The organism is Lysobacter lycopersici, assembly GCF_007556775.1.
GTDB classification, from domain to species: Bacteria; Pseudomonadota; Gammaproteobacteria; order Xanthomonadales; family Xanthomonadaceae; genus Pseudoluteimonas; species Pseudoluteimonas lycopersici.
In genome coordinates this window covers 668,805-694,617 of sequence record NZ_CP041742.1, presented here as the reverse complement: position 1 = coordinate 694,617, position 25,813 = coordinate 668,805, and the positions used below count along the sequence as shown (strand labels likewise).

Below are 25,813 nucleotides of genomic sequence, written 5' to 3'. Positions count from 1 at the left end.
CGGCGCCATCCTAGCGCGTGCGCATTCCATGAAAAGCAAAAGCCCGCCGAAGCGGGCCTTTGCCGGATCGCGTCGCGGGTTCAGCGCAGGTAGGCGCGGCCGTTGCGTACCTCGACGTAGGAACCGACCCGGATCGAGCCGAGGTCGTCCTGCATCGCGGTGATGGTGCGGCCGTCGTTGGTGCGAACCACGATGTTGTAGCCGGTGCCGGTATGGTTCTGGATCGCATTGCCGACGACCGCGCCCGCGACCGCGCCGGCCACGGCCGCGCGATTCGCCTTGGCGCTGCTGTCGGTGTGGTTCTTGACGGCTTCGCGCGTGGCGGCCGCGCCGACGATGCCGCCGAGCACGGCACCGGTGGCGTTCGGCGTGCGCCCGACGTTCTCGATGCTCTGCACCGTGCCGCAGTCGTAGCAGGACGCGCTGGAATAGCCGTTGTTGTAGCCGCCATTGCCGTAGCCGGGCGAGGTGGTCGCGCAGCCGGCGAGCGCCAGCGAAGCGAGCAGGGCGGTCGCGGTGGTGATGCGCAGGGTCGTGTTCATGGCTCGTCTCCGTGGGATGGGACGCGCGGCGCCGGCCGCGGTCGATGCCACCCTAGGCTTGCGTGCATGAACTCCCCGGCAACGATGCCGGTTCGGGAAAGGTCGCGTTCAGGCCGGTGATGCCGCGATGAATCCCCGCGGCAACGGGCTCAGTTGCGGAAGTCCTGGTGGCAACCCTTGCAGGCTTCGCCCACCTGTTTGAGCGTGGTGCCGACGCCGGCGCAATCCAGCGGCGGGCTGGCGAGCGCGGCATCGAGCGTGCCGCGGTACTTCGCCGCGTGGTCCTTGAAACGCTGGTCGTCGGCGAGGTCGGGGAACGCGGCCTCGAGGTCCTCGCCGGTGGAACGCATTGCGCGAAAGTGCGGGATCGTGTTGGTGGCGTCGCAGCGGTTCTGCTTGATCGCTTCGTCGAGCTTACCCGCATGCCATGCCTGCAGATCCATCAATGCTTCCGGCAAACGATCCTGCGGCGTCTTGCGGGCGTCCCAGGTGCGCATCAGCATCACCACGCCGATGGCGCCGATGACCAGCCCGAGCAGGAACAGGAACAGGTAGCGCATGGCGGCGGACGACTTCGGCTTCGCTTCGGGCTGGGCGGACATGGCGGTTCCCCGGAAGGTTTCGCCGAACGATAGCATGCGCCCGCCGGCTAGAATCCACGGCATGGAACGCGACTTGCGCGATCGATTCGGCGGCATCGACCGCCTCTACGGCAGCGGCGCGCTGGCGCGGCTCTCGGCCTGCCGCGTGGCCGTGGTCGGCATCGGCGGCGTCGGTTCGTGGGCGGTCGAAGCCTTCGCGCGCAGCGGCATCGGTGCGCTCACGCTGGTCGACGCCGACGACCTGTGCGTGTCGAACACCAATCGCCAGTTGCCGGCGCTGGAAGGCCAGTACGGCCGCGCCAAGGTCGAGGCCATGGCCGAACGCTGCCGCGCGATCAACCCGCGGATCGAGATCGACGCGAAGCCGCAATTCCTCACGCCTTCCAACCTCGACGACATCCTCGGCGGCGGTTTCGACCTCGTGCTCGACGCCTGCGACAGCTTCCGCACCAAGGTCGAGGCGATCGCGTACTGCCGCCGGCGCAAGCAGCCCATCGTCGCCGTCGGTTCCGCCGGCGGGCGCAGCGACGTGACCCAGATCCGGGTGCGCGACCTTTCGCGCACCGAACACGACGCGATGCTGTCGCTGATCCGCAAGAAGCTTCGCGGGGAATTCAATTTCCCCAAGAATCACGACCGCTACTTCGGCGTGCCGGCGATTTATTCGCTGGAAAACGTGCGCTACCCGCAGGCCGACGGCAGTGTCTGCGGCGTGCGCCCGCAACTGGGCAAGGACGAAGCGCTCAAGCTCGACTGCGGCGCGGGACTCGGCGCCGCGACCCACGTCACAGGCGCGTTCGCGTTCGCGGCGGTGGGGAAGGGTATCGAGATGTTGCTGCGGTAACGGCGCTTGAATGCCGCGGTTTCTTAAATTCAAAGTATCGGATGAAGGTAGGTTTAGTTGCCTACGTTAGTTGTGCTTGTAGTGTAACCGTCGTTAATTCCTGTCTGAGCAGGAAGCTTGCAGGTGATCGAAAAACTCGCAGGCAGCGTCGACCCTTGCGGCAGATTGAAGTCTTCCGGTAAAAAAACCAAAAAATCTCCACCAAGTTCCGCTGAATGCGAAGTGGTTATGTTCTTGGTAACAAAGACGGTGTCGTTTGATCCGGGCCACATTCCGGCTACCCCGGTGCAATCGATACTGTGAGGTTGCCCGTCGAGTGTCATCAGAATAATCCGCTGCTCGGTTGCAGTCCCATACCCACCCTCAGGAGAGGGATAACCGCAAATTACATAAATGGTGGTGGATCCTTCATTAAGAAATCCAGTTGCTCGCGGCCATGCCGTTGCGTTGGTGGTTGGCTTGCTTAGCTGGCACATGTTCGCGGTGTGATGCTGGGCATGCCTTGTTTGCGTTGCTGCATTAGCGGCATGACATGCGCTGAAGCCGGCAAGGGCTGTCAGAAGATAAATCGTAACGACATGTCGCATGTTGCTTTCCTCGGGAAGAATTCGGTGTGCCGGACGGTGCGATGGCACATGCGAATTTTGGCATAAGCCTGGCCGGCAGTGGTCAATGCACATAGGCGGACAGCCCGAACAACCGTTCCGCATTCGCCGTCGTCGCCGCGGCGAGATCATCGCGATCCATCCCGCGCAAGCCCGCCACCACGTCCAGCACCTCGGGCAGGAACGTCGGTTCGTTGCGTTCGCCTCGATGCGCCGCGCCGGGCTGGTCGGGAGAATCCGTTTCCAGCAACAACTGTTCCAGCGGCATCGCCGCCACGATCCCGCGCAGGCGATTCGCGCGTTCGTACGTGACCGGCCCGCCGATGCCCAGCAGGAAGCCGAGCTTGTGCAGTTGTGCCGCCTGTTCGGCGCTGCCGGAAAAACTGTGCACGACACCGTGTAGTCCGTCGATTTTGCGGATCGCGGCGATCACCGCATCCACCGCGCGGCGCGCATGCACGATGACCGGCAGGCCGAATTCGCGGGCCAGCTTCAACTGGGCTTCGAAATAAAACACCTGCGTTTCCGCATCCAGTCCTTCGACGAAGAAATCCAGTCCGCATTCGCCGACCGCGACCGGCTTCTCGCGTTCGATCCACTTGCGCAGTTCGTCCAGGTGTTCGGGTCGATGCGCTTCGAGAAACATCGGATGCAGGCCGTAGGCCGGGAACAATCCACCGAATTCCGCACAGACCCGTTTCAGCTTCGGCCAGCCGGCGGCATCGACCGCGGGCACGATCTGCCGCGCGACGCCCGCGGCCAGAGCGCGCGCATGCGCCTGCGCGCGATCCGCGTCGAATTCGGCGGCGTCGAAATGGCTGTGGCTGTCGACGAGCCGCATGTCAGCGGCGTTCGGAATCGCCTTCGATCGGCGGCTTGGCGTCCGCCGACGGTTCCTTCTTCTTCCAGTTCGCGAGCAGCAGGGTGCCGAGGCCGAGCAGCAGTTCGTCGGCGAAGGGAATCACGTCCGGGATCAGCATGTCGGCCACGAACAGGAACGCCGCGACCGCGAATAGCCTCGGATAACTGAGCTTGCCGAACCAGCGCAGGACCGGGCCGAGCAGGGGGTTGGGCATGGAAGTCTCCGGGCATCGCGTTCGGCCGACGCTAGCACGCAATGCAGGCGCCGGGTTTGTTCCGCGGACGGCCCATTCAGCCGTTTGGCTGCCGCTCAGGGCGGTGGTGCTGCAATCGGCGCGTCCATGTCATGCGGCCGGGGCCGCGGGAGACCACGAAATGAACAAGAGCACCCTCGCCATCGCGATCGCTGCGCTGCTGGTCGGCGGCGTCGCCGTGGCCGCGTTCCAGCACATGCGCCAGCCGGATTCGATCTCCGCATCCGCGCCGGGCGATCTCGCCACGCCGTCGTCGCTCGATGCCGCCGCGGATGTCGCCACCGCCGACACCAGCATCCCGGCGTCGCCGCAAGCCGAATACGCGGACGTCGTCGGCGTGAAGCCGATCACCAGCAAGCAGCAGGCGTACGCGACCGTGATCGGCACCGATCCGGTGCGCGAATCGAGCACGACTTCCACCCCGCACCAGGTCTGCCAGGACGTGGTGGTGCAGGAACGCGCGCCCGAGCGCGACGGCAACGTCGGAGGCACCGTGGCCGGCGCCGTGATCGGCGGCCTGATCGGCAACCAGGTCGGCAAGGGCAATGGCCGCAAGCTCGCGACCGTGGCCGGCGCGGTCGGCGGCGGGTTCGCCGGGCGCGAAATCGATAAACGCCATGTCGGTGGGCAGGTGGTGAACAAGACCGAACAGCAATGCCACACCGAGACCTCGACTTCGACCTCGTCGAAGACCGTGGCCTGGAACGTCACCTACCGCAATCCGGACGGCACCACCGGCACGATGCGCATGGGCAGCAAGCCGGGTAGCCGGATCGCGCTGGGTACCGAAAACAAGACGGTCGGCTACGACGTGACCTACAGCTACCAGGGCGTCGAGCACACCGTGCGCATGGACCAGAAGCCGGTGGGCGACCGCCTGCCGGTGGTCGATGGTCAGGTGGTGACCCAGACCGCGTCGGTGGAGTCGGACACGACCCACGGCTGAAACGCCAGCGACATGGCATGACCCCGCGGGGCCGGAGCGATCCGGCCCCGTTTTTTTGTGCCGCCCGTGCCATGTCGGCGAATCGCTGGGCTTGCCGGCGGGGAACGGCATTCCGCCGATGCTCGTCGGGCACATCGCAGGGTCCGGTTGTACGCCTTGCAGGCTTACAATGGCGGATTGCCGAATTCCCACTCGCCGACCGCTGCCATGGCCCTGAATCCCTACGATCTGTTCGATGTCCGTTCCCTGCTGACCGAAGAAGAACGCGCGGTGCAGGACACCGTGGCCCGGTTCACCGACGAGCGCGTGATTCCGATCATCGGCGATGCCTTCGACCAAGGGCGTTTCCCGAAGGAACTGGTGCCGGAAATCGCCGAACTCGGCCTGCTCGGTTCCTCGCTTCCCGAAAAATACGGTTGCGCCGGACTCAACGGCGTCAGCTACGGCCTGATCTGCCAGGAACTCGAGCGCGGCGATAGCGGCATCCGCAGTTTCGTCAGCGTGCAGAGCTCGCTGTGCATGTATCCGATCTTCGCCTACGGTTCTGAGGAGCAGCGCCAGCGTTGGTTGCCGGACATGGCCGCGGGCAAGGTGATCGGCTGCTTCGGCCTGACCGAACCGCACGGCGGTTCCGATCCGGCGAACATGAAGACCCGTGCCGTGCGCGACGGCGACGACTGGGTGATCAACGGTTCCAAGATGTGGATCACCAACGGCAACCTCGCCGACATCGCCATCGTCTGGGCGCAGACCGAGGATGGCATCCAGGGCTTCCTGCTGGAGAAGGGCATGCCCGGATTCAGCGCGCAGGAAATCAAGCACAAGATGTCGCTGCGCGCATCGGTGACCAGCGCGCTGTTCTTCGACAACGTGCGCGTGCCGGACAGCAGTCGCCTGCCGAACGTGAAGGGCCTGAAGGGGCCGCTGGGCTGCCTGACGCAGGCGCGCTACGGCATCACCTGGGGCCCGATCGGCGCCGCGATCGCCTGCCTGCACGAAGTGCTGGGCTACACCAAAGAACGGATCCTGTTCGATCGCCCCGTCGCGGCGACGCAGAGCGCGCAGCTGAAGATGGCCGACATGGCCCGGCGCATCACGCTGGCGCAGCTGCTGGTGCTGCAGCTTGGCCGCCTGAAGGACGCCGGCACGATGGCGCCGCAGCAGGTCTCGCTGGCGAAGTGGAACAATTGCCGCATGGCCATCGACATCGCGCGCGAATGCCGCGACCTGCTCGGCGGCGCCGGCATTACCACCGAGCATGCCGCGATCCGCCACGCGCTGAACCTGGAATCGGTCATCACCTACGAAGGCACGGAAACCGTGCACCAGCTGGTGATCGGCCGCGAGCTGACCGGCATCAACGCGTTCTGAGCCATCCGTCATTCCGGACGCCGCGCAGCGGCGATCCGGAATCCAGCGTCTTTGCTGTTTTTTCATTCCGAATGAAGATCAAAGACACTGGATACACAGACATGAAGTCTGTGAAACGATGCCCGCTTTCGCGGGAATGACGAACAAATGCAGAGGCGAGACTGACGAGTGAAGAACAAAATCGGTCCGACGTTGGAAACCGAACGCCTGCTCCTGCGCGTGCCGCAGATCGGCGACTTCGAGCGCTACGCCGAAATGCTGGCCGACGACAGTTCCCGCCACATCGGCGGCCCGCTGTCGCGCCACGATGCGTGGCGCCGTTTCCTGCAAATGCCGGGCGCATGGGTCGTGCAGGGCTTCGCGATGTTTTCCGTGGTCGAGAAGGCCACTGGGCGCTGGATGGGACAGGCCGGCCCTTGGTTTCCCGACGGCTGGCTCGGCACCGAAGTCGGCTATTCGTTCCACATGGACGCGCGCGGCAAGGGCTACGCCACCGAAGCCTGCGCCGCGACGATGGATTACGCCTTCGACACGCTGGGTTGGGACGAAGTGATCCATTCGATCAGCCCGGAAAACACCGCTTCGCAGGCGGTCGCGCAGCGCTTGGGTTCGCGCAACCGCGGCCCGGGCAAATTGCCGCCGCCGCTGGACGCGCACGCCATCGACGTCTGGGGCCAGACGCGCGAAGAGTGGGCCGAAAACCGGAAGCGCTTCGCATGACCGCCGTCTACGGCTTCTCGCCCTCGGGCAATTGCCACAAGGTCAAGCTGCTGCTGGAACAGCTCGGTCGCGATTACGCGTGGATCGAAACCGACAGCGCGCGCGGCGCGACGCGCACCCCGGACTATCTGGCCAAGAACCCGAACGGCAAGGTGCCGATGCTCGAAACGAGCGACGGCCGCATCCTGGTCGAATCGAACGCGATCCTGTGCTGGTTGGCGGAAGGCACGAAATTCCTTCCCGCGGATTCGTGGCAGAAGGCGCAGGCGCTGAGCTGGATGTTCTTCGAACAGTACAGCCACGAACCCTACATCGCGGTCGCGCGCTTCATCTGCGGCTGGACGCCGGCCGATTCCCCGCGTCGTGCGGATTTGCCGAAGCTGCGCGAACGCGGCCATGCCGCGCTGTCGGTGATGGAAAAGCACCTGTCCGCGCACGACTGGTTCACAGGCGGCGATTACGGCATTGCCGACATCGCGCTGTATGCCTATACCTGCGTCGCCCCGCACGGCGGCATCGCGCTCGATGCATATCCCGCGCTGCGCGCGTGGTTGGCGCGGGTCGAGGCCACGCCGGACTTCGTGCCCATGCCCGCGCCGGATGCCGAGGCGCAGGCGTTGATCGACCAATCCACATGACGACGTCATCCTGAGGCAAAGCCGAAGGACCTGCTTCTTCGCTCCGGGCAATAAAGCGGTCCCTCGCTACGCTCAGGATGGCAAAAAAGAGAAAAAGAAATGTTCGCCACCGTTCCGAACCCGATCCCCGCGCGCATGAAGGGCCTCAACCGGGCCGAGATCTGCGACGTCAATTTCAGCGAATTCGTGAAGTCGTGGAACGGCACGCCGGACGCGAAGCCGTCTCCCGGCGAGGCGATCCTCGATGGCAGCGCGCTGGATGCGCAGGCGTTCCGCGAGCTGTTCGAATCGCAGCTGATCTCGCGGCACCTCGACCTGATGGCGCGGGTGCTGCGCGTGCAGAACAAGGTCTTCTACACCATCGGAAGTTCCGGCCACGAGGGCAACGCGATGGTCGCGCGCGCCACGCGGCACACCGATCCGGCCTTCCTGCACTACCGCAGCGGCGGCTTCATGGCCGAGCGTTTCCGCAAGATCCCCGGCATGGATCCGATCATGGACTCGGCGCTCTCGTTCGCTGCGAGCGCGGAAGATCCCGCCTCCGGCGGCCGCCACAAGGTCTGGGGCAGCAAGCCCTTGTGGGTGTTGCCGCAGACCTCGACCATCGCTTCGCATTTGCCGAAGGCGCTGGGTACCGCGGTCGCGATCGAGGCAGCGAAACGCATCGGCCACAAGTTGCCGGTTCCCGGCGATTCCATCGCGATCTGCTCCTTCGGCGACGCGTCCGCGAACCACGCCACCGCGCAGACCGCGTTCAACGCCGCGTCGTGGACCGCGTACCAGAAGCTGCCGGCGCCGGTGCTCTACGTCTGCGAGGACAACGGCATCGGCATTTCGGTGAAGACGCCGAGCGGCTGGATCGCCGAATCCTTCCGCAACCGCCCCGACCTCGATTATTTCTTCGCCGACGGACTCGACCTCGCCGCCGGTTATGGCGACGTGCAACGCGCGGTCGAGCATTGCCGGCGCACGCGCAGGCCGACCTTCCTGCACCTGCGCACGATGCGGATCATGGGCCACGCCGGCACCGATTTCGAGATCGAATGGCGTTCGATCGAGGAGCTGGTTAACGTCGAAGCCGGCGACCCGTTGCTGCGTTCGGCGCAGATCGCGCTGGAATCGGGGCTGATGGGCAAGGACGAAATCCTCGCGCTGTACGAAGACACGAGGAAGAAGTGCTTCGCCGCCGCCGAAGACGCGGACAGGCGCCCACGCATCGAGACGCTGGAACACGTGGTCGCGCCGCTGGCGCCGTATACGCCGGACAAGGTCGCGAAGGAAGCTGCGCGCGCGCCGGAGCACGAGGCGCGGGTCAAGGCTTTCGGCAGCGAGGAGAAACTGCCGGAAAAGCAGGCGCCGCGGCACATGGCGATCCAGATCAACAACGCGCTGCACGACATCTTCGCCAAGTATCCGGACACGCTGCTGTTCGGCGAGGACGTGGCGCAGAAGGGCGGCGTCTACACCGTGACCAAGGGCCTGCAGAAGGCTTTCGGCGCACGCCGCGTGTTCAACACGTTGCTCGACGAAACCATGATCCTCGGCATGGCCCAGGGTTTCGCCAACATGGGCATGTTGCCGATTCCGGAGATCCAGTACCTCGCTTACTTCCACAACGCCTGCGACCAGATTCGCGGCGAGGCGGCGAGCCTGCAGTTCTTCAGCAACAACCAGTACGCCAACCCGATGGTGGTGCGCATCGCCGGTCTCGGCTACCAGCGCGGCTTCGGTGGGCATTTCCACAACGACAATTCGATCACCGCGTTGCGCGACATCCCCGGCCTCGTGGTCGGTTGCCCCTCGCGCGGCGACGACGCGGCGACGATGCTGCGCACGCTGACCGCGCTGGCGAAGGTGGACGGGCGCGTCAGCGTGTTCCTCGAACCGATCGCGCTGTACATGACGAAAGACTTGTACGAAGCCGGCGACGGCCAGTGGCTGACGACCTATCCGGCGCCGGATCAGGCGATGCCGCTGGGCGAAGGCCGCATCTACGGCGAGGGCAACGACGACCTGGTGATCTTCAGCTACGGCAACGGCATGCCGATGAGCCTGCGCGCCGCGCGCGAGATCGAAAAGAAACACAGCTGGAAGGTACGCGTCGTCGACCTGCGCTGGCTGGTGCCGCTCAACGAGAAATACATCGTCGAACAGGCGAAATCGGCGAAACGCATCCTGATCGTCGACGAAGGCCGCCACAGCGCGGGCGTGGGCGAGGGCGTGATCACCGCGATCGCAGAAGGCGGTTACGGCGCGCGCCCGTTCCGGCGCGTGGTCGGCGCGGACACCTACACGCCGCTGGCCGGCGCCGCGTTCCTGGTGATCCCGAAGGACGAGGACATCATCGCCGCGGCGGACGAGCTTTTGTAGGAGCGCACCGCAGGGGCGCGACGGTTGCCAAGTATTTGCAGGAGCGCGCTTGAGCGCGACGCTTTCTGCAAGGCGCGCGCCGGTCGCGCTCGAGAGCGCTCCTACAGCGGAAATGCGTGCGTCAAACGCTCCGCATGCGCATACACGCCGCAATGGCCTTCGCGGGCGAAGCCGATGAGGCAAAGCTTCGCCGACTCCGCCAGTGCGATCGCCAGCGAGGTCGGCGCGGAAATCGCGGCGAGCAGCGGAATCCCGGCCTGCGCGGCCTTCATCGCCAGTTCGTAGCTGGCGCGGCTGGTGACGATGGCGAAACCGCTGTCGGAATCGATATCGGCCGCGGCCATCGCGCCGATCAGCTTGTCCAGCGCGTTGTGCCGGCCCACGTCTTCGCGCACCAGCCGCAATTCGCCATCCGCGTTCGCGAATCCCGCGGCGTGGGTGGCACCCGTCGCCGCGTTCAACGGCTGGCGTTCGCGCAATTCCGCCAGTGCGCGGTGCAATGCGTTTTCATCGATGCGCAATTCGCTCGCAATGAGCGGCGGCGCGCGCAGCACCGATTCGACTGTGGCGCTGCCGCAGACGCCGCAGCCGCCGTAGCCAGGCAGGTTGCGGCGGCGATCTTCCAGCACGCCGGCGCGCAATGCGGGAATCGCCATGCGGATGGCGATGCCGTCGACCGATTCCTCGATGCCGTCGATGCGGACTTCATCGCGGGATTCGACGATGGCTTCGCTCAGCGAGAAGCCGAGCGCGAGGTCGGCGAGGTCGCAGGGCGTGGCCATCAGCACCGCGAACGGCGCTTCGTTGTAGTGCAGGGCGATGGGAACTTCGCTGGCGACGGTGTCGCGGCGTTCGTTCGATCCGCTCGGCGAACGTTGCTGCACCGTGCGTTCGACCGCGCCGGCCGTGGCGGGCTTCATCGCGCCAGGCCGTCGCGCAGGCCGATGTCGTTGAGGCCGAGTCCGGCGGAAGTCAGTGCGCCGAAACCGCGATCCAGCGGCAACACCGCCAGCGCGAAGCAGGGCTCGCCCGGCGTCGCGGACACGACCTTGCCGATGGCCGCGCCGTCGAGTTCGACGCCCGCTTCCATCGGAATCGGTTTCGCCGCGCACAACGCCGCGAGCCCGCGCTTGGCCTGGCCGAGGAAATGCGTGCGCGCGACGATTTCCTGTCCGGGATAGCAGCCCTTCTTCACGCTGAAGGCTTTCAACCGCTCCAGCGAGAGCTGCTGCGGCGTCCAGTGCTCGCGCTGGGATTCGGGCAGGTGCGGCAGGCCGTGGGCGAGGTCGAAGGCCAGCCATTCCGACTGCGATTTCGGATCGTCCGCTGCCCGGGTGGCGTCGATGCGCAGCGTTCGCGCGCCGCCATCTGCGCCCATGTCGAGTTCGATGCTTTCGCCGTTCCTTGCGAACACGGCACCAGCAGCCCGTGTGGGTGCGGCGAACGTGCCGCTGATGTCCAGATCGTCGCGCGGCTTGAGTTCGAGCTTGCTGCGGAACACATAACGCTGCAGCTGCGAAGCCAGTTCGCCGGCACCGAAGTCCGGCAGTAGCAGCCAGAGGGTTTCGTCGTCGAGTTTCAGCAGCGCGAACAGCGCGATCACGCGGCCCTTGGGCGTCAGCCAACCACTCCATTGCCAATGCCCGGGCGCGAGCGCGGCCACGTCGCTCATGAACTGCGCGTGCGCGAATTTCACCGCATCGCGGCCGGCGATGGCCAGGGCATCGTGGTCGGGCAGGGAGAATTCCCGGATCGTCGTGGGCTGCAGGTTGTCCGGCATTGGCGGCTGGACGTAAACTTGAATGGCTGTGAAGACCCCGATGATAGGCCAAGACCCCAAGCCGGCCACGCCCGTGGAACCGCGCGATCCCGCGCCGGAAGCGCCGCAGGCGCCGGAAATCGGCGGACGCGGCGGGCTCGACCCCGTGCGCTATGGCGATTGGGAGAAAGATGGCCGTTGCATCGACTTCTAGGTTCCTGCCTCGCCACGCGGCGTGAGCCGCCCAGCCGGAGAAAGCATCGCCCATGACCGCCCCAGAACCACGCGTGCGCGAGCGCCCGCTGTCGCCGCACCTGCAGGTCTACCGCTGGCAGGTGCAGATGGTCACTTCCATCCTGCATCGCGCGACCGGCATCGTGCTCGCCGTCGGCTTGATCGGGCTCGTGTGGGGGCTGCTGGCGCTTGCCGGCGGGCCGGAACGCTGGGCCGCCTTCGCCGCCTGCGCGGGATCACCGTTCGGCCAGCTCGTGCTGCTCGGTTTCAGCTGGGCGCTGGCCTATCACTTGGTCAACGGCATTCGCCACCTGGTGCAGGACGCGGGGCAGGGCTACGCGATACCGGAATTCGTGCGCAGCAGCTGGCTTTCGATCATCGGCAGCTTCGTGCTGGTCGCGCTGGTCTGGGGCGTCGTGTTGGCGCATTGGGGGCATGCATGAACGCCAATCGCGGCGAATTCCGCACGCCGCTGAAGCAGGCGCGCGGGCTGGGCTCGGCGAAGGACGGCACCGGGCATTTCCTCTGGCAGCGCGTCACCGCGATCGCCCTGGTGCTCGCCGGCGCATGGCTGCTCGGCCTGCTGCTGTCGCTGGGCGGCGCCGACTATGCGCGTGCCCGCATGATGGTCGCCGATCCGCTCAACGCGACGCTGCTGGTCGCGTTCCTCATCGCCGCCTGCTGGCACGCCAAGCTCGGGTTGCAGGTGGTGATCGAGGACTACGTGCATACGCCGCTGTTCGCCGGCATCGCTCACCTCGCCAACATCTTCTTCTGCGCACTGGCGGCCATCGCCGGCGTGCTCGCCGTCGTCCGCGTCGCGCTGGGAGCCTGATCCGCACATGACCGCTTACAAGATCATTGAGCACAAGTACGACATGGTCGTGGTCGGCGCCGGCGGCGCCGGCCTGCGCGCGACCTTCGGCCTCGCCCAGAAGGGCCTCAAGACCGCCTGCATCACCAAGGTGTTCCCGACGCGTTCGCACACCGTGGCGGCGCAGGGCGGCATCTCCGCCGCGCTCGCCAACATGGGCCCGGACGACTGGCGCTTCCACTACTACGACACCATCAAGGGCTCGGACTGGTTGGGCGACCAGGACGCGATCGAATACATGTGCCGCGAAGCGATTCCCGCGGTGATCGAACTCGAGCACCAGGGCGTGCCGTTCTCGCGCACCGAGGCAGGCAAGATCTACCAGCGCCCGTTCGGCGGCATGACCATCGACTACGGCAAGGGCACCGCGCAGCGCACCTGCGCCGCTGCCGACCGCACCGGCCATGCGATCCTGCACACGCTCTACCAACAGTCGCTGGCGCACGAGGCCGAGTTCTTCATCGAATACTTCGCGCTCGACCTGATCATGGACGCGAACGGCGCCTGCCGCGGCGTGCTCGCGCTGGACATGGCCGAAGGCACGCTGCACCTGTTCCGCGCCCACGGCACAGTGCTGGCCACCGGCGGCTATGGCCGCGCCTATTTCAGCTGCACCTCGGCGCACACCTGCACCGGCGACGGCGGCGGCATGGCCCTGCGCGCGGGGCTCGGGCTGCAGGACATGGAATTCGTGCAATTCCACCCGACCGGCATCTATGGCGCGGGCTGCCTGATCACCGAAGGCGTGCGCGGCGAAGGCGGCATCCTGCGTAACAGCAACGGCGAGCGCTTCATGGAACGCTACGCGCCGAACGCCAAGGACCTGGCCTCGCGCGACGTGGTGTCGCGCTCGATGACCATCGAGATCCGCGAAGGCCGCGGCGTGGGCGAGCACAAGGACCACATCAACCTCGACCTCACCCACCTCGATCCCAAGGACATCCACGAGAAGCTGCCGGGCATCGCCGAGAGCGCGCGCATTTTCGCCGGCGTGGACGTGACCAAGCAGCCGATCCCGGTGATCCCGACCGTGCACTACAACATGGGCGGCATCCCCACCAACTACCACGGCGAAGTCGTGCAGTTGCGCAACGGCGATCCCGATGCGGTCGTGCCCGGCCTCTATGCCATCGGCGAAGCCGCATGCGTCTCGGTGCACGGCGCCAACCGCCTCGGTTCGAACTCGCTGCTCGACCTGGTCGTGTTCGGACGCGCCGTGGCGAACCGCGCCGCGGAAACCATCAAGCCGGACCAGTTGCATCCGCAGCTCGCCGGCGACGCATGCGACAAGGCGCTGTCGCGCCTCGATCGCCTGCGCAACGCCAACGGCAGCCAGCCGACCGCGCAGATCCGCGACCGCATGCAGCGCACGATGCAGGCCGACGCCGCGGTATTCCGTACCGGCGAAACGCTTGCGGAGGGCGTGAAGAAGATCCGTGACATCCATGCCTCGTTCGCCGACGTGCGCGTCAGCGACCGTTCGCTGGTGTGGAATTCGGACCTGATCGAGACCTTCGAACTCGACAACCTGCTCGGGCAGGCGCTGGCGACGATCGTGTCGGCGGAGAACCGCACCGAATCGCGCGGCGCGCATGCGCGCGAGGATTTCCCGGACCGCAACGACGGCGAATGGATGAAGCACAGTCTGTGCTCGGTCGGCGACGATGGCTCCACGAGCATCGAATACCGACCCGTGCACCTCTACACGCTAGACGACGAAGTCGAAGTCGTTCCGCCGAAGGCGAGGGTTTACTGAGATGGCCGAATTCACCCTCCCGAAGAACTCGAAGATCCAGCCCGGGCGCAAGTTCCCGGCCACGGGCGCGAAGCGCACGCGCACGTTCAAGGTCTACCGCTGGAACCCGGACGACGGCCGCAACCCGAGCACGGATTCCTACGAAGTCGACCTCGACAAGTGCGGGCCGATGGTCCTGGACGCGTTGATCAAGATCAAGAACGAAATCGATCCGACGCTGACGTTCCGCCGGTCCTGCCGCGAGGGCATCTGCGGTTCCTGCGCGATGAACATCGACGGCACCAACACGCTGGCTTGCACCAAGGCCATCGAGGATTGCGGCAAGGGCAGCGGCGACGTGCCGATTTATCCATTGCCGCACATGCCGGTGGTCAAGGACCTGGTTCCCGACCTCACCCATTTCTACGCTCAGTACGCCTCGATCAAGCCGTGGATCCGCACGCAATCGCCGGCGCCGACGCGCGAGCGGCTGCAGTCCCCGGGCGATCGCAAGCAACTCGACGGCCTGTACGAATGCATCCTGTGCGCCTGCTGCTCGACCAGTTGCCCGAGCTACTGGTGGAACGGCGAACGCTACCTCGGCCCGGCGATCCTGCTGCAGGCCTACCGCTGGATCGTCGATTCCCGCGACGAGGACACCGGCGCGCGCCTGGACGACCTCGAGGATCCGTTCAAGCTCTACCGCTGCCACACCATCATGAACTGCGCGCGGACCTGCCCGAAGGGCCTGAACCCGGCCAAGGCGATCGCCGAAATCAAGAAATTGATGCTGGCGCGGCGGGTCTGATCGTGGTCGACGCCCGCATCTTCGCGCCGGCGTTCGCCATGGTCGCGCTCACCTTCGTGGTGTGGTGGCGCATGTTCTTCACCCGCGTCGGGCAGATGAAGCGCGAGCGCATCCATCCGCAGGCGGTGGCGACCTCGGCGCAGGCCAACGCGAAGTTGACCGACAGCCGCGCCGCGGACAATTTCCGCAACCTGTTCGAACTGCCGGTGCTGTTCTACGCGGCGCTGGTCGTGGCCGCGCTCACCGGGCAAGTCGGGCCGGTCACGCTGGGGCTGGCATGGCTGTTCGTCGCCCTGCGCGTCGTGCACAGCGCGATCCATTGCAGCTACAACAAGGTCATGCACCGCTTCTACGCCTACGTCTCCGGCGGTTTCGCGCTGTTCGCGCTGTGGGCGTGGCTGGGCCTGCAACTGCTGCTGGCGTGAATGACGACGTCGAACTGCGCCGCCTGCGCTGGAAATGCCGACGCGGCATGAAGGAACTCGACCAGTTGCTGGAACGTTGGCTGGATTGCGGATATCCGGAAGCTTCCGAGCGCGAGCGCGGCGTTTTCCTAGCGCTTCTCGATAGCGAAGACGACAGGCTGTGGCGATGGTTCCTGGGTTACGAGGCCCCGCCCGATGCCGAACTCGCCACGCTCGTCCAGCGCATCCGCGAGCTTCCGGTCTGACTGGAAGCCGTCCGCAGTCCTCTGCGCGGCGTTGATCCTGCTTGGCCTGCTCGCCGGCCTGTCGCTGCTCGCATCGAACCTGTCGGCCGGGATTGCATGGCCGGCCGCCTTGTTCGCCCTGGCGTGGGGCTTCTGGCTCGCGCGACGGGAACGCAGGCGCGCTCCGATCCGATTGACGTGGCGCGCGGACGGCGTGCTGTTCGTGGACGGCGTGCGGGTCGAACGACCGCGATTGCAATGGCGGGGCTCGCTCGCATTCCTCGATTGGCGCGAAAGCGGGAAGGCCCGGCGCCTCGCCTGGTGGCCGGACACGCTTCCCGCCGCGGGCCGGCGTGAACTGCGGCTGGCCGCGATGGCGGCCGAGGCTGCGCGAAGGCAGGCGCGGGTGGCACCATAGCGGCTGCTTCGGCAAGGCTCGCGCATGTTCAAACCCATTCCCGTCGCCATCGGCCTGCGCTACCTGCGCGCGAAGCGCCGCAACGGCTTCATTTCCTTCATATCGCTCGCGTCGATCCTTGGCATCGCGCTCGGCGTCGCCGCGCTGATCACCACGCTGGCGGTGATGAGCGGTTTCCAGCGCGAGATCCGCGACCGCATGCTGCAGATGGCCGCGCACGCGACCATCAGCGCCGACGGCGCGTCGATGCAGAACTGGCGGCAGGCGGTGGAAGAGGCCTATCGCGACCCGCGCGTCGCCGGCGCCGCGCCCTACATCGAGGCCGAGGCATTGATCACCGGGCCGCAACGCCAGCCGGCGATCGTGCGCGGCGTGATCCCGGCCGAGGAAAGCAAGGTCTCGGTACTGGCGCAGAAGATGACCCAGGGCCGGCTCGACCAGCTCACGCCCGGGAGCTTCAACATCGTGCTCGGCAGCGAACTCGCGCTGTGGCTCAACGTCGGCGTCGGCGACAAAGTAATCGTGACCACCGATTTCCAGGCTTCGCCCGTCGGGGCGATTCCGCAGATGAAGCGCTTCACCGTCAGCGGCATCTTCGAGGCCGGCTACCAGGAATACGACAAGGGCCTGGCGGTGGCGAACTTCCAGGACCTGCAGCGCGTGCTGCGCATGGGCGACGCCGCGACCGGCGTGCGCCTGCGCCTGCACGATATGGACCAGTCCTTCGCGGTCGCGCGCGATCTCGCGTTGCGCCTGCGCGGACCCTACCGCGTCACCGACTGGCAGCAGGACAACGCCAACATGTTCCGCGCGCTCAAGCTGGAGAAGACGATGATGGCGATCCTGCTGTCGCTGATCATCGCCATGGGCGCGTTCAACCTGGTGTCCTCGCAGGTGATGCTGGTCACCGACAAGCAGGCGGACATCGCGATCCTGCGCACGCTCGGGCTCACCCCGGGCGGGGTGATGAAGGTGTTCATGGTGCAGGGTTCGCTGATCGGCGTGATCGGCACGATCGCCGGCGTGGTCGGCGGCATCGCGCTCACGCTCAACCTCGAGCGCATCCTGCGCGCGATCGAGCACGTGTTCGGCGTGCAGCTGATGCCGGAGGACGTGTACTACATCACCGGATTGCCGACGCAACTGGAGGCCAGCGACGTGACCATCATCGCCATCGTCGCGTTGGTCATGGCCTTCCTCGCGACGCTGTATCCGGCTTGGAGCGCCTCGCGCACCGCACCGGCGGAGGCGCTGCGCTATGAGTAAGCATCAAATGATGGATCAACTTGAGCCTGCGGATGGAGCAGTTATCCAGTGTCGAGGCTTGTCCAAGACATACAGGGAAGGAAAGCTGGTTACGCCTGTTTTTCAAGGCTTGGATCTATCGATTCAGGCTGGAGAGACAGTCGCCATACTCGGTGCTTCCGGTGCTGGGAAAAGCACGCTGCTGCATTTGCTCGGTGGCTTGGATATTCCGACCGAAGGCGATATCTGGGTTGATGGCGAGTTCAATGGCGTCCGTGCGTGTTGGGACATCGCGAGCATGTCGAACGCCGCGCGCGGGCAGCTGCGCAACAAGGCGTTGGGTTTCGTCTACCAGTTCCACCACCTGCTGCCGGAATTCACCGCGCTGGAGAACGTGATGCTGCCGGTGCTGCTCGGCGGCGCGGACGTGAACGAAGCGAATTCGCGCGCGAAGGGATTGCTCGAGGCCGTGGGCCTCGGTCATCGCCTTGCGCACAAGCCGGGCGAGCTTTCCGGCGGCGAACGCCAGCGTGCGGCAGTGGCGCGTGCGCTGGTGAACAAGCCGGCCTGCGTGCTCGGCGACGAGCCGACCGGCAACCTCGACGAGAAGACCGCGGCCGGGGTGTTCGCGCTGATGCTGGAATTGAACCGCGCGCAGAAGACCAGCCTGGTGCTGGTGACCCACGACCGCAGCCTCGCGCGGCGGCTGGACCGGGTGATGGAACTGCACGAAGGCAAGTTGCGGGAGTTGGGAGCGGGGCAGGTTTGAGGGGGCTGCGATGGCGAGAACTTGCCCGAAATGCGGGAGATACGAAATCACCGTCGATGAGGCGAGTCATCTGGTACCTACGCCGGGTTCTAGTGAAGATCCACCAGAAATTGTTTGCAGAAAATGTCATGCAAAACTTAAGGCGACATGGGGGTCGCTTCTTGTTTTTATTGGTGTGCAGATTGGGGTAATTTTCGTATCTGTTTCTCTCATGCACTATGTGGTTCCGGAAAATAGCGTCCCGCCTAAATGGGAAACTGCGATTCTGGTACTTGCCGTAGTCCCATGGTATTTCTTGTGCTATCGATTGATTTGGCCACGAATTATTCGTTTGGCCGAATGGGCCCCACGCAGATACTGGCTACCAAAGAGTCGGATCATTGCTTACTCCGTCTATCTCCTGTTGCCGATAGCAATCATCGTGTTTCTGTTTTATCTCGGGATTCGACGCTAAGGATCGGACAACTCCGACCCGCACTCGCGTCACCTGCTGATCCACTCCGCTGACGCTAACCGGCACGCTGCCGGTGTGGGCCGTCAATCGTTCAATCTTGACATGCTGTATCCAAACGGATACATTCTGCCGTGAGCCGATTCCTGCGCACGCTGGAATTCGACGCATGGCTGAAGGCGTTGCGGGATCCGGTTGCAAAAGGCCGTGTAATTGCGCGCATCCGTTCAGCGGAGGCAGGGAATTTCGGCGATTGCAAGTCGGTCGGCGAGGGCGTTTCCGAGATGCGCATCCACGCTGGCCCGGGTTATCGCCTGTACTACTGCCGCAGGGGCGAGGCCGTCTATCTGCTGCTCTGCGGTGGCGACAAATCCTCGCAGCAGCGCGATATCAGCCAGGCCAAGGCGATCCTCAGGCGATTGGAGAACGAAACATGAAACGCATCGCCGACTTCGACGCCGCCGACTACCTGGACAGCGATGCCGTCATCGCGGAATACCTCAATGCCGCACTGGAAGACGAGAATCCGGACGTATTCCTGCAGGCCGTCGCTGACGTGGCGAAAGCACGGGGCATGGGCCAATTGGCCCGCGACGCCGGGCTTGGTCGCGAAAGTCTGTACAAGGCCGTGGCTCCCGGTGCTAAACCGCGTTACGACACCGTGTTCCGGCTCGTTCGCGCACTAGGCATCGAATTGCGCGCCACGCCGATGTCTCGGACAACTCCGACCCGCAAGCGCGCCACCCGCTGATCGATTCCGCCGACGCTTGCCGGCACGCTGCCGGCATGGCCATCGCGCTTCCAAGCCCACGCCTTGCATTGCCGTCACTGCGCCTTGTGAACGCGCGCTGGCAACCATTGCCGTTCGGCCCGGCAACCGCGCTGGCGTTGTTGGCGGGTTGCGTCGTGAGCCTGTTGCTGCCGGCATTCGCGCCGACGTGGTTTGCACTTCTTGCCATCGCGCTCGGAATCGCCGGCTGGTGGACGGGTGGAATCGCCCGGATCGCGGGAACACTGCTGCTTGGCTTCGGGTTGTGCACGTTGCAGGCGGATCGCGCGCTGGTTGCGCAACTGCCGCCGGCGATGGAAGGCCATGTCGTCGAAATCACAGGCCGCGTCGTCGAGCTGCCGATGCGCGAGCCAAAGCGCACGCGGTTCCGTTTCGTCGTGGATGGCGATTCGGATGTCGCGCTTCGCGGCAAAACCTTGCAACTCGCCTGGTACGACGACCGCAAGCAATCGCACGATGGAATCGTCCCGCCTGCACCCGTGCACGCCGGCGAACGCTGGTCATTCGATGCGAAACTGCGCGCGCCGCGCGGACTGCGCAATCCCGGGGGGTTCGATGCCGAGCGCAATGCGCTTGCGCAGGGTATCGCCGCGACCGGTTACGTCGCCGATGCCGACAACGCGAAACGAATCGGCATCGCGCGCGGTCTCGATGCCTGGCGCGAAAGGATGTCCGCACGGATCGCTCGGCAGGCGCCGAAGGATTCCGCCCGGTTCCTGCGCGCGTTCGCGCTCGGCGATACCGGCGGCTTGCAGGACGAAGACTGGGAAACGCTGCGCGCGGACGGCCTGACCCACTTGATCGCGATTTCCGGCTTCCATGTCGGGCTGGTCGCCGGCTTCGGCGCATTGCTGGCGCGCGGACTGTGGTGGCTGTTCCCGCTGCTCGCGCGGCGCTGTCCGCGCCAGGTCGCCTGCGGCGTCGCTGCGCTCGCATTCGCCGCCGGCTACAGCGTGATCGCCGGACTGTCGCTGCCGACATTGCGCACGCTGCTGATGATCGCGGTCGTCGTGCTGGCGCGCATACTGCGCCGGGCCACGCGCGCGGGCGATGCACTGGCATTGGCCGCCATCGCGATGTTGCTCGCCGATGCCTTGTCGCCGCTGTCGCCGGGCTTCTGGTTGAGCTTCCTCGGCGTCGCGTGGTTGCTGTGGTGCCTGCCGGGCGTGGAAACGAAACCGATACGGGGATTCTTCGCCGCGCAGGGCGTGGCCACGCTCGGGCTGTTGCCATTGACCGCGTTGTTCTTCGGCCAGGCTTCGCTGGCCGGGCCGTTCGCCAATTTGCTCGCGGTGCCGTGGTGGAGCCTGATCGTGGCGCCGCTGACCCTGGTCGGTGCGGGATTGGAAGCGTTGCATCCGGGTGCGGGTACGTGGGCATGGTGGCTGGCCGGGCATGCGTTCGAATGCTCGTGGCGGCTGTTCGCGTGGATGTCGGCATCGCCGATGGCCTTGTGGTGGGCGCCGGAAGCGCGCTGGTTCGCGGTGCCGCTGGCGCTCGCGTCCGCGTTCTGGCTGCTGCTGCCGCGCGGCGTGCCGGGAAAACCGCTGGCGATATTGCTGTGGCTGCCCTTGCTGCTGCCGGCGCTGCACGCGCCTGCATACGGCGATGGCGAACTCACCGTGATCGATGTAGGGCAGGGGCTGTCGGTGCTGGTGCGCACGCGGCACCATGTCTTGCTGTACGACATGGGCCCGGCGGTGCCCGACGGCTTCGATGCCGGCGAACGCGTGGTCGTTCCGACCCTTCATGCGCTGGGCGCGCAGCGGATCGACGTTGCGATGGTCAGTCATGGCGACAACGACCATGCCGGCGGTTTCCCCGCGGTCGAACGCGCGTTTCCGACGCCCTTGTCGCTGAGTCCCGCGGGAAGTCCCGTGCCGCACACACGACCCTGCCTCGCCGGTACGCACTGGAACTGGGATGGCGTGGAATTCCGCGTGCTGCATCCCGCGGCCGGTTTTCCCTACCTCGACAACGAATCGAGCTGTGTGTTGCGCGTCGAGAGCAAGCATGGCGCGGCGCTGCTGACCGGCGACATCGGCGAGGTGATCGAACGCAAGCTGCTGCGCGAACAGCAGGCGATGCTGCGCGCGGACGTGGTGCTGGTCGCGCACCACGGCAGCGGCGGTTCCTCGGATCCGGGTTTCGTTGCCGCCACCGGAGCCAAGCTCGCACTGGTGTCGTCAGGGTTCGGCAACCGCTTCCACCATCCGTTGCCGGACGTGGTCGAACGCTGGCAAGGGGCTGGAGCCAAGACCGCGGATACGCAGGACCTCGGCGCATTGCGGATACGCCTGCGCCAAGGCGGGCCGGAATTGGAAAGCGAACGGATTGCCCATCCGAGGGCATGGGACGCGGCGCGCAGGCATGCGCGGGCCGCTGGGCTATCCTATCGATCCGATTGAATGCCCCTGGAGGCGCGCGTGCTGGAACTGGTCCGGGCCGGCGGTTGGCCGATGATCCCGCTGCTGTTGCTGGCGGTGGCGAGCGTGGCGATCATCGTCGAGCGTTTCTGGAGCCTGCGTCGCGATGCGGTGCTGCCGCCGGGCCTCGGCGACGAAGTCCGCACGTGGGTCGCGCGCGACCCCAATCCCGATCCCGCCCACATCGAATCGTTGCGCCGCACCTCGCCGCTGGGCGCGCTGCTCGCGGCCGCGCTGGACGTGCGCCACCGGCCGAGCGACCAGGTGCGCGAGCGCATCGAGGACGTCGGTCGCCATCTCGTGCACCGGATGGAGCGGTTCCTGAACAGCCTCGGCACGATTGCCGCCGCGGGGCCGCTGCTCGGCCTGTTCGGTACCGTCGTCGGCATGATCCAGATGTTCCTCGGCATCCTCGACCACGGCATCGGCGACGTGAACCAGCTCGCCGGCGGCATCGGCAAGGCGCTGGTTTGCACCGCGACCGGCATGGTCGTGGCGATCCCGGCGCTGATGTTCCATCGCTATTTCCGCGGTCGCATCGCCGGCTACATCGTCGACATGGAACACGAGGCGATCCAGTTGCTCGACACGCTCGACGCCAAGGGCAACGGCGCTCCTCCGGCCGCGGCACAGGTCGCGCCGGGCACCCGCGGCATCACCCCGTCCATCGACGCCGCCTGATGCGCATCCGCGACTTCCGCGCCGACGACAGCCCGGAGATCAACCTGATCCCGCTGATCGACGTGGTGCTGTGCCTGATCATCTTCTTCGTGGTCACCACCACGTTCGATGCACGCTCGGTGCTGCGGCTGGAACTGCCGCGAGCCGACGGCAAGCCGAACGAGGCGCCGTCGAACGCGCTCAGCGTGCTGGTGAACGCGGACGGACGCTACTTCGTGCAGGACCGCGAATCGCTGCGCGGCGACGTCGATTCGTTGAAACGAACCATCGCCGAAGTCGCCGGCCCCGACCGCGATCGCAGCGTGCTGCTGCGGGCCGACGCCCGCACCCAGCACCAGGCCGTCGTGACCGCGCTCGATGCGCTCGGCCAGCTCGGTTTCCGCCATATCGCGATCGCGACGGCGCCCGAACCGCCGCAGTCCGGCGACAAGGCGGGCAAGGACTGATGGACACGGCGGCGACGACGCCGGCGCGCAGCGGTTACCGCCGGTTGATGACGCTGGCGAAGCCGTATCGCTGGCTGCTGCTGGCCGGCCTGCTGGCGATGGGCGTGGAAGCCGCTGCCGGCGCCGGTTTCACCCTGATGATGAAGCCGATCATCAACCAGACCTTCATCGCCCGGAATTCGCAGGTCAGCCTGTTGCTGCCGCTGGCCATCGTCGGCCTGTTCGTGGTGCGCGGCATCGCCGGCTACGTCACCGACATGAGCGGTGCGCGCGCCGGCCGCGGCATCGCCCGCGACATGCGCGTGCAGGCGTTTGCGAAGTACCTGCGGTTGCCGGGCTTGCGCTTCGATTCCGAACCGGTGCCGCAGATGCTGGTGCGACTCGGCTCCGACAGCGACCAGGTCGCGCAGGCCGCCATCGATGCCGGCAAGGTGATGCTGCAGCAATCGTTGCAGGTCGTCGCGATGCTCGGCGCGATGCTCTACACCAGCTGGCAGGTGACGCTGGCGATCCTAGTGCTCGCGCCTCCGCTGGCGTGGGTGATGGATCGAGTCGGCAAGCGCTACCGCCGCATCAGCCACCGCATCCAGGAAAGCAGCGGCAAGCTGATGCAGGCCGCGGACCAGGCGCTGTCCGGGCAGCAGGAAGTGAAGGTCTACGGCGCGCAGCGCAGCGAATTCGGGCGTTATTCCGCGCAGGCCGATACCCACCTGAAGCTGAGCCTGAAGGTGGAATCCACGCGTTCCATCTCTTCGGCGCTGGTGCAGTTGATGGGTTCGGTCGGGCTGGCGATGCTGCTGTTCTTCGCCGGTCGCGAAGCCATCGCCGGGCGGCTCGATGCAGGCGGTTTCGTCACGCTGATGACCTCGATGATGGCGGTGATCCCGGCGCTCAAGCAGCTGACCAACGTGCAGAACATGCTGCAGCGCGGGCTTGCGTCCTCCGACCGCCTGTTCCACATCCTCGATGCCGAGGACGAACCCGACAGCGGCCGCGTTCCGCTCGAACGCGCGAAGGGCCTGGTCGAATTCCGCGACGTGGTCGCGCGCTATCCGGGACAGGCGCAGGCGGCGCTGGACCACGTCAGCTTCGTCGCGCGCCCGGGCACCGTCACCGCGATCGTCGGCCGTTCCGGCGGCGGCAAGTCGACGCTGGTGAAACTGATCCCGCGCTTCTACGAACCCGAATCCGGCGAGATCCTGCTCGACGGCCATTCCGTGCGCGATTACCCGCTCGCCGACCTGCGCCGGCAGATCGCGCTGGTCGGGCAGCAGGTGGTGCTGTTCGACGGCAGCATCGCCGCGAACATCGCCTACGGCGAACTCGAGGGCGCCGACGCCGAAGCCTTGCGTCGCGCGATTTCCGCGGCGAACGCGGCCGAATTCGTCGACCGCATGCCCGAGGGCGCCGACGCGTCGGTCGGAAACCGCGGCGGGCGCCTGTCCGGCGGCCAGCGCCAGCGCATCGCCATCGCCCGCGCCATCCTCAAGGACGCGCCGGTGCTGATCCTGGACGAGGCCACCGCCGCGCTCGACAACGAATCCGAGCGCCTGGTGCAGGACGCGCTCGATCATTTGATGCCGGACCGCACCACGCTGGTGATCGCGCACCGGCTTTCGACCATCGAACACGCCGACCAGGTGCTGGTGCTGGACGAAGGCCGGCTGGTGGAGCAGGGCACGCACGCCGAACTGATGGACAAGGGCGGCCTGTACGCGCACCTGCACCAGGTGCAGTTCCGCGAACCGGCGCATTCTTCAGGATCGGCGTGAGCGCAGGCCGTCGTCGTCCGCCCGCGTACTGGTACGGCACCGAAGCCCCGCCGTGGACGGCGCGCGCGTTGTCGGGGCTGTATGGCGGCGCGCTCGCATTGCGCGAACGCCTCGGGCTTCCACGCGTGCAACGCGTCTCGAAACCCGTCGTCGTGGTCGGCAACCTCATCGCCGGCGGCAGCGGCAAGACGCCGCTGGCCATCGCCCTGGTCGAACGCCTGCGCCGGCAGGGCTGGACGCCGGGCATCGCGACGCGCGGTTATGGCCGCGAGCAGGAAGACAAGCCGCTGTGGGTCGAAGCGAATACCGATCCCGCGCTCGGTGGCGACGAGCCGGTGCTGCTCGCGCGCCTGACTGGTGCGAAGGTGCGCGCCGACCGCGATCGCGTCGCCGCGGCGCGCGCGCTCATCGACGCGGGTTGCGACATCGTGGTCTGCGACGACGGCCTGCAGCACCGGCGCCTGCATCGCGATATCGAGATCGAAGTCATCGACGGCCGCCGCCGTTACGGCAATGGATTGCTGCTGCCCGCAGGCCCGTTGCGCGAACCGGTCGAACGCGGCACGCACTGCGATTTCCGCGTGGTCAACGGCGGCGAAGCGGGGTTCGGCGAATGGCCGATGCAGGTGATCGCGGACAATGCGCTGCCGATGCGTGGCGGGCGTTTGCGCCCGCTGTCCGATTTCGCCGGTCGGCGCGTGCATGCGGTCGCCGGCATCGGCGACCCGGAGCGTTTCTTCGCCATGCTGCGCGCGCTCGGCATCGCAGTGGTGCCGCATGCCTTCCCGGACCATCATCGCTACGCGGCCGAGGAACTGCGCTTCGGCAACGACCTGCCGGTGCTGATGACCGAGAAAGACGCGGTGAAGTGCGCGGCCTTCGCCGACGAGCGCTGCTGGAGCGTGCCGGCGCAGGCGATGCTGCCGGAGGCGTTCTGGATCGCGTTGCTGGACAAATTGCCACCGCGCCATGGGACTGAAAGCTTTTGACGCGGATCAACACG

30 protein-coding genes are annotated in these 25,813 nt (G+C 66.2%); 23 read left to right on the top strand and 7 right to left on the bottom strand.

Annotated elements, in window-relative coordinates; all coding sequences use genetic code 11:
* Positions 1-80: 80 nt before the first annotated feature.
* A complete protein-coding gene (locus tag FNZ56_RS03585; RefSeq protein ID WP_143878527.1) occupies positions 81-542 on the bottom strand; it encodes a peptidoglycan-associated outer membrane lipoprotein precursor in 462 nt (153 codons plus the stop codon).
* A gap of 149 nt (positions 543-691) precedes the next feature.
* A complete protein-coding gene (locus FNZ56_RS03580) occupies positions 692-1,144 on the bottom strand; it encodes a cytochrome c (RefSeq protein WP_185970782.1) in 453 nt (150 codons plus the stop codon).
* Positions 1,145-1,205: 61 nt separating this feature from the next.
* Here FNZ56_RS03580 and FNZ56_RS03575 point away from each other — a divergent pair, with 61 nt between their 5' ends.
* The gene (locus FNZ56_RS03575) at positions 1,206-1,988 is read left to right on the top strand and encodes a tRNA threonylcarbamoyladenosine dehydratase (RefSeq protein ID WP_143878525.1); all 783 of its coding nucleotides are present in this window, start codon (positions 1,206-1,208) and stop codon (positions 1,986-1,988) included.
* Between the two features lie 53 nt (positions 1,989-2,041).
* Here FNZ56_RS03575 and FNZ56_RS03570 read toward each other — a convergent pair whose 3' ends face one another.
* From FNZ56_RS03570 to FNZ56_RS03560, 3 genes are all read right to left on the bottom strand, one after another.
* Positions 2,042-2,575 (bottom strand): hypothetical protein, encoded by a 534-nt coding sequence (locus FNZ56_RS03570; protein WP_143878524.1) that lies wholly within the window; start codon positions 2,573-2,575, stop codon positions 2,042-2,044.
* Between the two features lie 82 nt (positions 2,576-2,657).
* The gene (locus FNZ56_RS03565; protein ID WP_143878523.1) at positions 2,658-3,434 is read right to left on the bottom strand and encodes a TatD family hydrolase; all 777 of its coding nucleotides are present in this window, start codon (positions 3,432-3,434) and stop codon (positions 2,658-2,660) included.
* Between the two features lies 1 nt (position 3,435).
* Positions 3,436-3,669, bottom strand: a complete 234-nt coding sequence (locus FNZ56_RS03560) for a DUF6116 family protein (protein ID WP_143878522.1) — start codon at positions 3,667-3,669, stop codon at positions 3,436-3,438.
* A 160-nt stretch (positions 3,670-3,829) separates the two neighbouring features.
* Here FNZ56_RS03560 and FNZ56_RS03555 point away from each other — a divergent pair, with 160 nt between their 5' ends.
* From FNZ56_RS03555 to FNZ56_RS03535, 5 genes are all read left to right on the top strand, one after another.
* Positions 3,830-4,654: a glycine zipper 2TM domain-containing protein gene (locus FNZ56_RS03555; protein ID WP_143878521.1), complete on the top strand. Its 825-nt coding sequence runs from the start codon at positions 3,830-3,832 to the stop codon at positions 4,652-4,654.
* 207 nt (positions 4,655-4,861) lie between these two features.
* Positions 4,862-6,025, top strand: a complete 1,164-nt coding sequence (locus FNZ56_RS03550) for an acyl-CoA dehydrogenase family protein (RefSeq protein WP_143878520.1) — start codon at positions 4,862-4,864, stop codon at positions 6,023-6,025.
* Positions 6,026-6,193: 168 nt separating this feature from the next.
* Positions 6,194-6,745 carry a GNAT family N-acetyltransferase gene (locus FNZ56_RS03545; protein ID WP_143878519.1) on the top strand — a complete coding sequence of 184 codons (552 nt, stop codon included), beginning with the start codon at positions 6,194-6,196 and terminating at the stop codon, positions 6,743-6,745.
* Positions 6,742-7,383 carry a glutathione S-transferase family protein gene (locus tag FNZ56_RS03540; protein ID WP_143878518.1) on the top strand — a complete coding sequence of 214 codons (642 nt, stop codon included), beginning with the start codon at positions 6,742-6,744 and terminating at the stop codon, positions 7,381-7,383. Before FNZ56_RS03545 ends, FNZ56_RS03540 begins: the two co-directional genes overlap by 4 nt.
* Positions 7,384-7,482: 99 nt before the next feature.
* Positions 7,483-9,753, top strand: a complete 2,271-nt coding sequence (locus tag FNZ56_RS03535; protein ID WP_143878517.1) for a thiamine pyrophosphate-dependent enzyme — start codon at positions 7,483-7,485, stop codon at positions 9,751-9,753.
* Between the two features lie 101 nt (positions 9,754-9,854).
* On the opposite strand, the gene fdhD is transcribed toward FNZ56_RS03535, so the two are convergent.
* Together fdhD and ygfZ are read right to left on the bottom strand one after the other, a co-directional pair.
* Positions 9,855-10,673 (bottom strand): formate dehydrogenase accessory sulfurtransferase FdhD, encoded by an 819-nt coding sequence (gene fdhD / locus FNZ56_RS03530; protein WP_143878516.1) that lies wholly within the window; start codon positions 10,671-10,673, stop codon positions 9,855-9,857.
* Positions 10,670-11,533 carry a CAF17-like 4Fe-4S cluster assembly/insertion protein YgfZ gene (ygfZ, locus tag FNZ56_RS03525; protein WP_246064683.1) on the bottom strand — a complete coding sequence of 288 codons (864 nt, stop codon included), beginning with the start codon at positions 11,531-11,533 and terminating at the stop codon, positions 10,670-10,672. The genes fdhD and ygfZ overlap by 4 nt, the downstream gene beginning before the upstream one ends.
* 22 nt (positions 11,534-11,555) lie before the next feature.
* Here ygfZ and FNZ56_RS03520 point away from each other — a divergent pair, with 22 nt between their 5' ends.
* From FNZ56_RS03520 to lpxK, 17 genes are all read left to right on the top strand, one after another.
* Entirely contained in the window at positions 11,556-11,726 is a 171-nt protein-coding gene (locus FNZ56_RS03520) for a DUF1674 domain-containing protein (protein WP_407070498.1), read from the top strand.
* A 52-nt stretch (positions 11,727-11,778) separates the two neighbouring features.
* Positions 11,779-12,189, top strand: a complete 411-nt coding sequence (sdhC, locus tag FNZ56_RS03515) for a succinate dehydrogenase, cytochrome b556 subunit (RefSeq protein WP_143878515.1) — start codon at positions 11,779-11,781, stop codon at positions 12,187-12,189.
* Entirely contained in the window at positions 12,186-12,581 is a 396-nt protein-coding gene (gene sdhD / locus FNZ56_RS03510) for a succinate dehydrogenase, hydrophobic membrane anchor protein (RefSeq protein WP_143878514.1), read from the top strand. The genes sdhC and sdhD overlap by 4 nt, the downstream gene beginning before the upstream one ends.
* Before the next feature lie 7 nt (positions 12,582-12,588).
* Positions 12,589-14,376 (top strand): succinate dehydrogenase flavoprotein subunit, encoded by a 1,788-nt coding sequence (gene sdhA / locus FNZ56_RS03505; RefSeq protein ID WP_143878513.1) that lies wholly within the window; start codon positions 12,589-12,591, stop codon positions 14,374-14,376.
* A 1-nt stretch (position 14,377) separates the two neighbouring features.
* Complete coding sequence (locus FNZ56_RS03500; protein ID WP_143878512.1) at positions 14,378-15,163, top strand: succinate dehydrogenase iron-sulfur subunit; 786 nt, start codon at positions 14,378-14,380, stop codon at positions 15,161-15,163.
* A 2-nt stretch (positions 15,164-15,165) separates the two neighbouring features.
* Complete coding sequence (locus tag FNZ56_RS03495) at positions 15,166-15,588, top strand: MAPEG family protein (RefSeq protein WP_143878511.1); 423 nt, start codon at positions 15,166-15,168, stop codon at positions 15,586-15,588.
* Positions 15,589-15,635: 47 nt separating this feature from the next.
* Positions 15,636-15,833 carry an FAD assembly factor SdhE gene (locus FNZ56_RS03490; protein WP_407070506.1) on the top strand — a complete coding sequence of 66 codons (198 nt, stop codon included), beginning with the start codon at positions 15,636-15,638 and terminating at the stop codon, positions 15,831-15,833.
* A 31-nt stretch (positions 15,834-15,864) separates the two neighbouring features.
* Complete coding sequence (locus tag FNZ56_RS03485) at positions 15,865-16,230, top strand: hypothetical protein (protein ID WP_246064681.1); 366 nt, start codon at positions 15,865-15,867, stop codon at positions 16,228-16,230.
* A gap of 24 nt (positions 16,231-16,254) precedes the next feature.
* Positions 16,255-17,496: a lipoprotein-releasing ABC transporter permease subunit gene (locus FNZ56_RS03480; protein WP_143878508.1), complete on the top strand. Its 1,242-nt coding sequence runs from the start codon at positions 16,255-16,257 to the stop codon at positions 17,494-17,496.
* Positions 17,489-18,244, top strand: coding sequence for a lipoprotein-releasing ABC transporter ATP-binding protein LolD (gene lolD, locus FNZ56_RS03475; protein WP_143878507.1), 756 nt, complete (start codon positions 17,489-17,491; stop codon positions 18,242-18,244). The genes FNZ56_RS03480 and lolD overlap by 8 nt, the downstream gene beginning before the upstream one ends.
* 585 nt (positions 18,245-18,829) lie before the next feature.
* A complete protein-coding gene (locus tag FNZ56_RS03470) occupies positions 18,830-19,132 on the top strand; it encodes a type II toxin-antitoxin system RelE/ParE family toxin (protein ID WP_143878506.1) in 303 nt (100 codons plus the stop codon).
* The gene (locus tag FNZ56_RS03465) at positions 19,129-19,446 is read left to right on the top strand and encodes an addiction module antidote protein (RefSeq protein ID WP_143878505.1); all 318 of its coding nucleotides are present in this window, start codon (positions 19,129-19,131) and stop codon (positions 19,444-19,446) included. The genes FNZ56_RS03470 and FNZ56_RS03465 overlap by 4 nt, the downstream gene beginning before the upstream one ends.
* A gap of 35 nt (positions 19,447-19,481) precedes the next feature.
* A complete protein-coding gene (locus FNZ56_RS03460; RefSeq protein ID WP_143878504.1) occupies positions 19,482-21,893 on the top strand; it encodes a DNA internalization-related competence protein ComEC/Rec2 in 2,412 nt (803 codons plus the stop codon).
* A gap of 18 nt (positions 21,894-21,911) precedes the next feature.
* On the top strand, positions 21,912-22,592 hold the full coding sequence (locus FNZ56_RS03455) for a MotA/TolQ/ExbB proton channel family protein (protein ID WP_143880254.1): 681 nt from the start codon (positions 21,912-21,914) through the stop codon (positions 22,590-22,592).
* Positions 22,592-23,038 carry an ExbD/TolR family protein gene (locus FNZ56_RS03450; RefSeq protein ID WP_143878503.1) on the top strand — a complete coding sequence of 149 codons (447 nt, stop codon included), beginning with the start codon at positions 22,592-22,594 and terminating at the stop codon, positions 23,036-23,038. The genes FNZ56_RS03455 and FNZ56_RS03450 overlap by 1 nt, the downstream gene beginning before the upstream one ends.
* Positions 23,038-24,810, top strand: coding sequence for a lipid A export permease/ATP-binding protein MsbA (gene msbA / locus FNZ56_RS03445; protein WP_246064679.1), 1,773 nt, complete (start codon positions 23,038-23,040; stop codon positions 24,808-24,810). The genes FNZ56_RS03450 and msbA overlap by 1 nt, the downstream gene beginning before the upstream one ends.
* Positions 24,807-25,799 carry a tetraacyldisaccharide 4'-kinase gene (gene lpxK, locus FNZ56_RS03440; protein ID WP_143878502.1) on the top strand — a complete coding sequence of 331 codons (993 nt, stop codon included), beginning with the start codon at positions 24,807-24,809 and terminating at the stop codon, positions 25,797-25,799. Before msbA ends, lpxK begins: the two co-directional genes overlap by 4 nt.
* Positions 25,800-25,813 lie beyond the last annotated feature (14 nt).

Coding starts and splice junctions, on each gene's coding strand:
- FNZ56_RS03560 (WP_143878522.1), bottom strand. CDS start 3,669: ATGCCCAACCCCCTGCTCGGCCCGGTCCTGCGCTGGTTCGGCAAGCTC.
- FNZ56_RS03540 (WP_143878518.1), top strand. CDS start 6,742: ATGACCGCCGTCTACGGCTTCTCGCCCTCGGGCAATTGCCACAAGGTC.
- FNZ56_RS03555 (WP_143878521.1), top strand. CDS start 3,830: ATGAACAAGAGCACCCTCGCCATCGCGATCGCTGCGCTGCTGGTCGGC.
- sdhC (WP_143878515.1), top strand. CDS start 11,779: ATGACCGCCCCAGAACCACGCGTGCGCGAGCGCCCGCTGTCGCCGCAC.
- FNZ56_RS03550 (WP_143878520.1), top strand. CDS start 4,862: ATGGCCCTGAATCCCTACGATCTGTTCGATGTCCGTTCCCTGCTGACC.
- lolD (WP_143878507.1), top strand. CDS start 17,489: ATGAGTAAGCATCAAATGATGGATCAACTTGAGCCTGCGGATGGAGCA.
- fdhD (WP_143878516.1), bottom strand. CDS start 10,673: ATGAAGCCCGCCACGGCCGGCGCGGTCGAACGCACGGTGCAGCAACGT.
- FNZ56_RS03580 (WP_185970782.1), bottom strand. CDS start 1,144: ATGTCCGCCCAGCCCGAAGCGAAGCCGAAGTCGTCCGCCGCCATGCGC.
- FNZ56_RS03585 (WP_143878527.1), bottom strand. CDS start 542: ATGAACACGACCCTGCGCATCACCACCGCGACCGCCCTGCTCGCTTCG.
- FNZ56_RS03500 (WP_143878512.1), top strand. CDS start 14,378: ATGGCCGAATTCACCCTCCCGAAGAACTCGAAGATCCAGCCCGGGCGC.
- FNZ56_RS03520 (WP_407070498.1), top strand. CDS start 11,556: ATGGCTGTGAAGACCCCGATGATAGGCCAAGACCCCAAGCCGGCCACG.
- FNZ56_RS03565 (WP_143878523.1), bottom strand. CDS start 3,434: ATGCGGCTCGTCGACAGCCACAGCCATTTCGACGCCGCCGAATTCGAC.
- ygfZ (WP_246064683.1), bottom strand. CDS start 11,533: ATGCCGGACAACCTGCAGCCCACGACGATCCGGGAATTCTCCCTGCCC.
- msbA (WP_246064679.1), top strand. CDS start 23,038: ATGGACACGGCGGCGACGACGCCGGCGCGCAGCGGTTACCGCCGGTTG.
- FNZ56_RS03570 (WP_143878524.1), bottom strand. CDS start 2,575: ATGCGACATGTCGTTACGATTTATCTTCTGACAGCCCTTGCCGGCTTC.
- FNZ56_RS03480 (WP_143878508.1), top strand. CDS start 16,255: ATGTTCAAACCCATTCCCGTCGCCATCGGCCTGCGCTACCTGCGCGCG.
- sdhD (WP_143878514.1), top strand. CDS start 12,186: ATGAACGCCAATCGCGGCGAATTCCGCACGCCGCTGAAGCAGGCGCGC.
- FNZ56_RS03450 (WP_143878503.1), top strand. CDS start 22,592: ATGCGCATCCGCGACTTCCGCGCCGACGACAGCCCGGAGATCAACCTG.
- FNZ56_RS03490 (WP_407070506.1), top strand. CDS start 15,636: ATGAAGGAACTCGACCAGTTGCTGGAACGTTGGCTGGATTGCGGATAT.
- FNZ56_RS03575 (WP_143878525.1), top strand. CDS start 1,206: ATGGAACGCGACTTGCGCGATCGATTCGGCGGCATCGACCGCCTCTAC.
- FNZ56_RS03465 (WP_143878505.1), top strand. CDS start 19,129: ATGAAACGCATCGCCGACTTCGACGCCGCCGACTACCTGGACAGCGAT.
- FNZ56_RS03535 (WP_143878517.1), top strand. CDS start 7,483: ATGTTCGCCACCGTTCCGAACCCGATCCCCGCGCGCATGAAGGGCCTC.
- FNZ56_RS03460 (WP_143878504.1), top strand. CDS start 19,482: ATGGCCATCGCGCTTCCAAGCCCACGCCTTGCATTGCCGTCACTGCGC.
- sdhA (WP_143878513.1), top strand. CDS start 12,589: ATGACCGCTTACAAGATCATTGAGCACAAGTACGACATGGTCGTGGTC.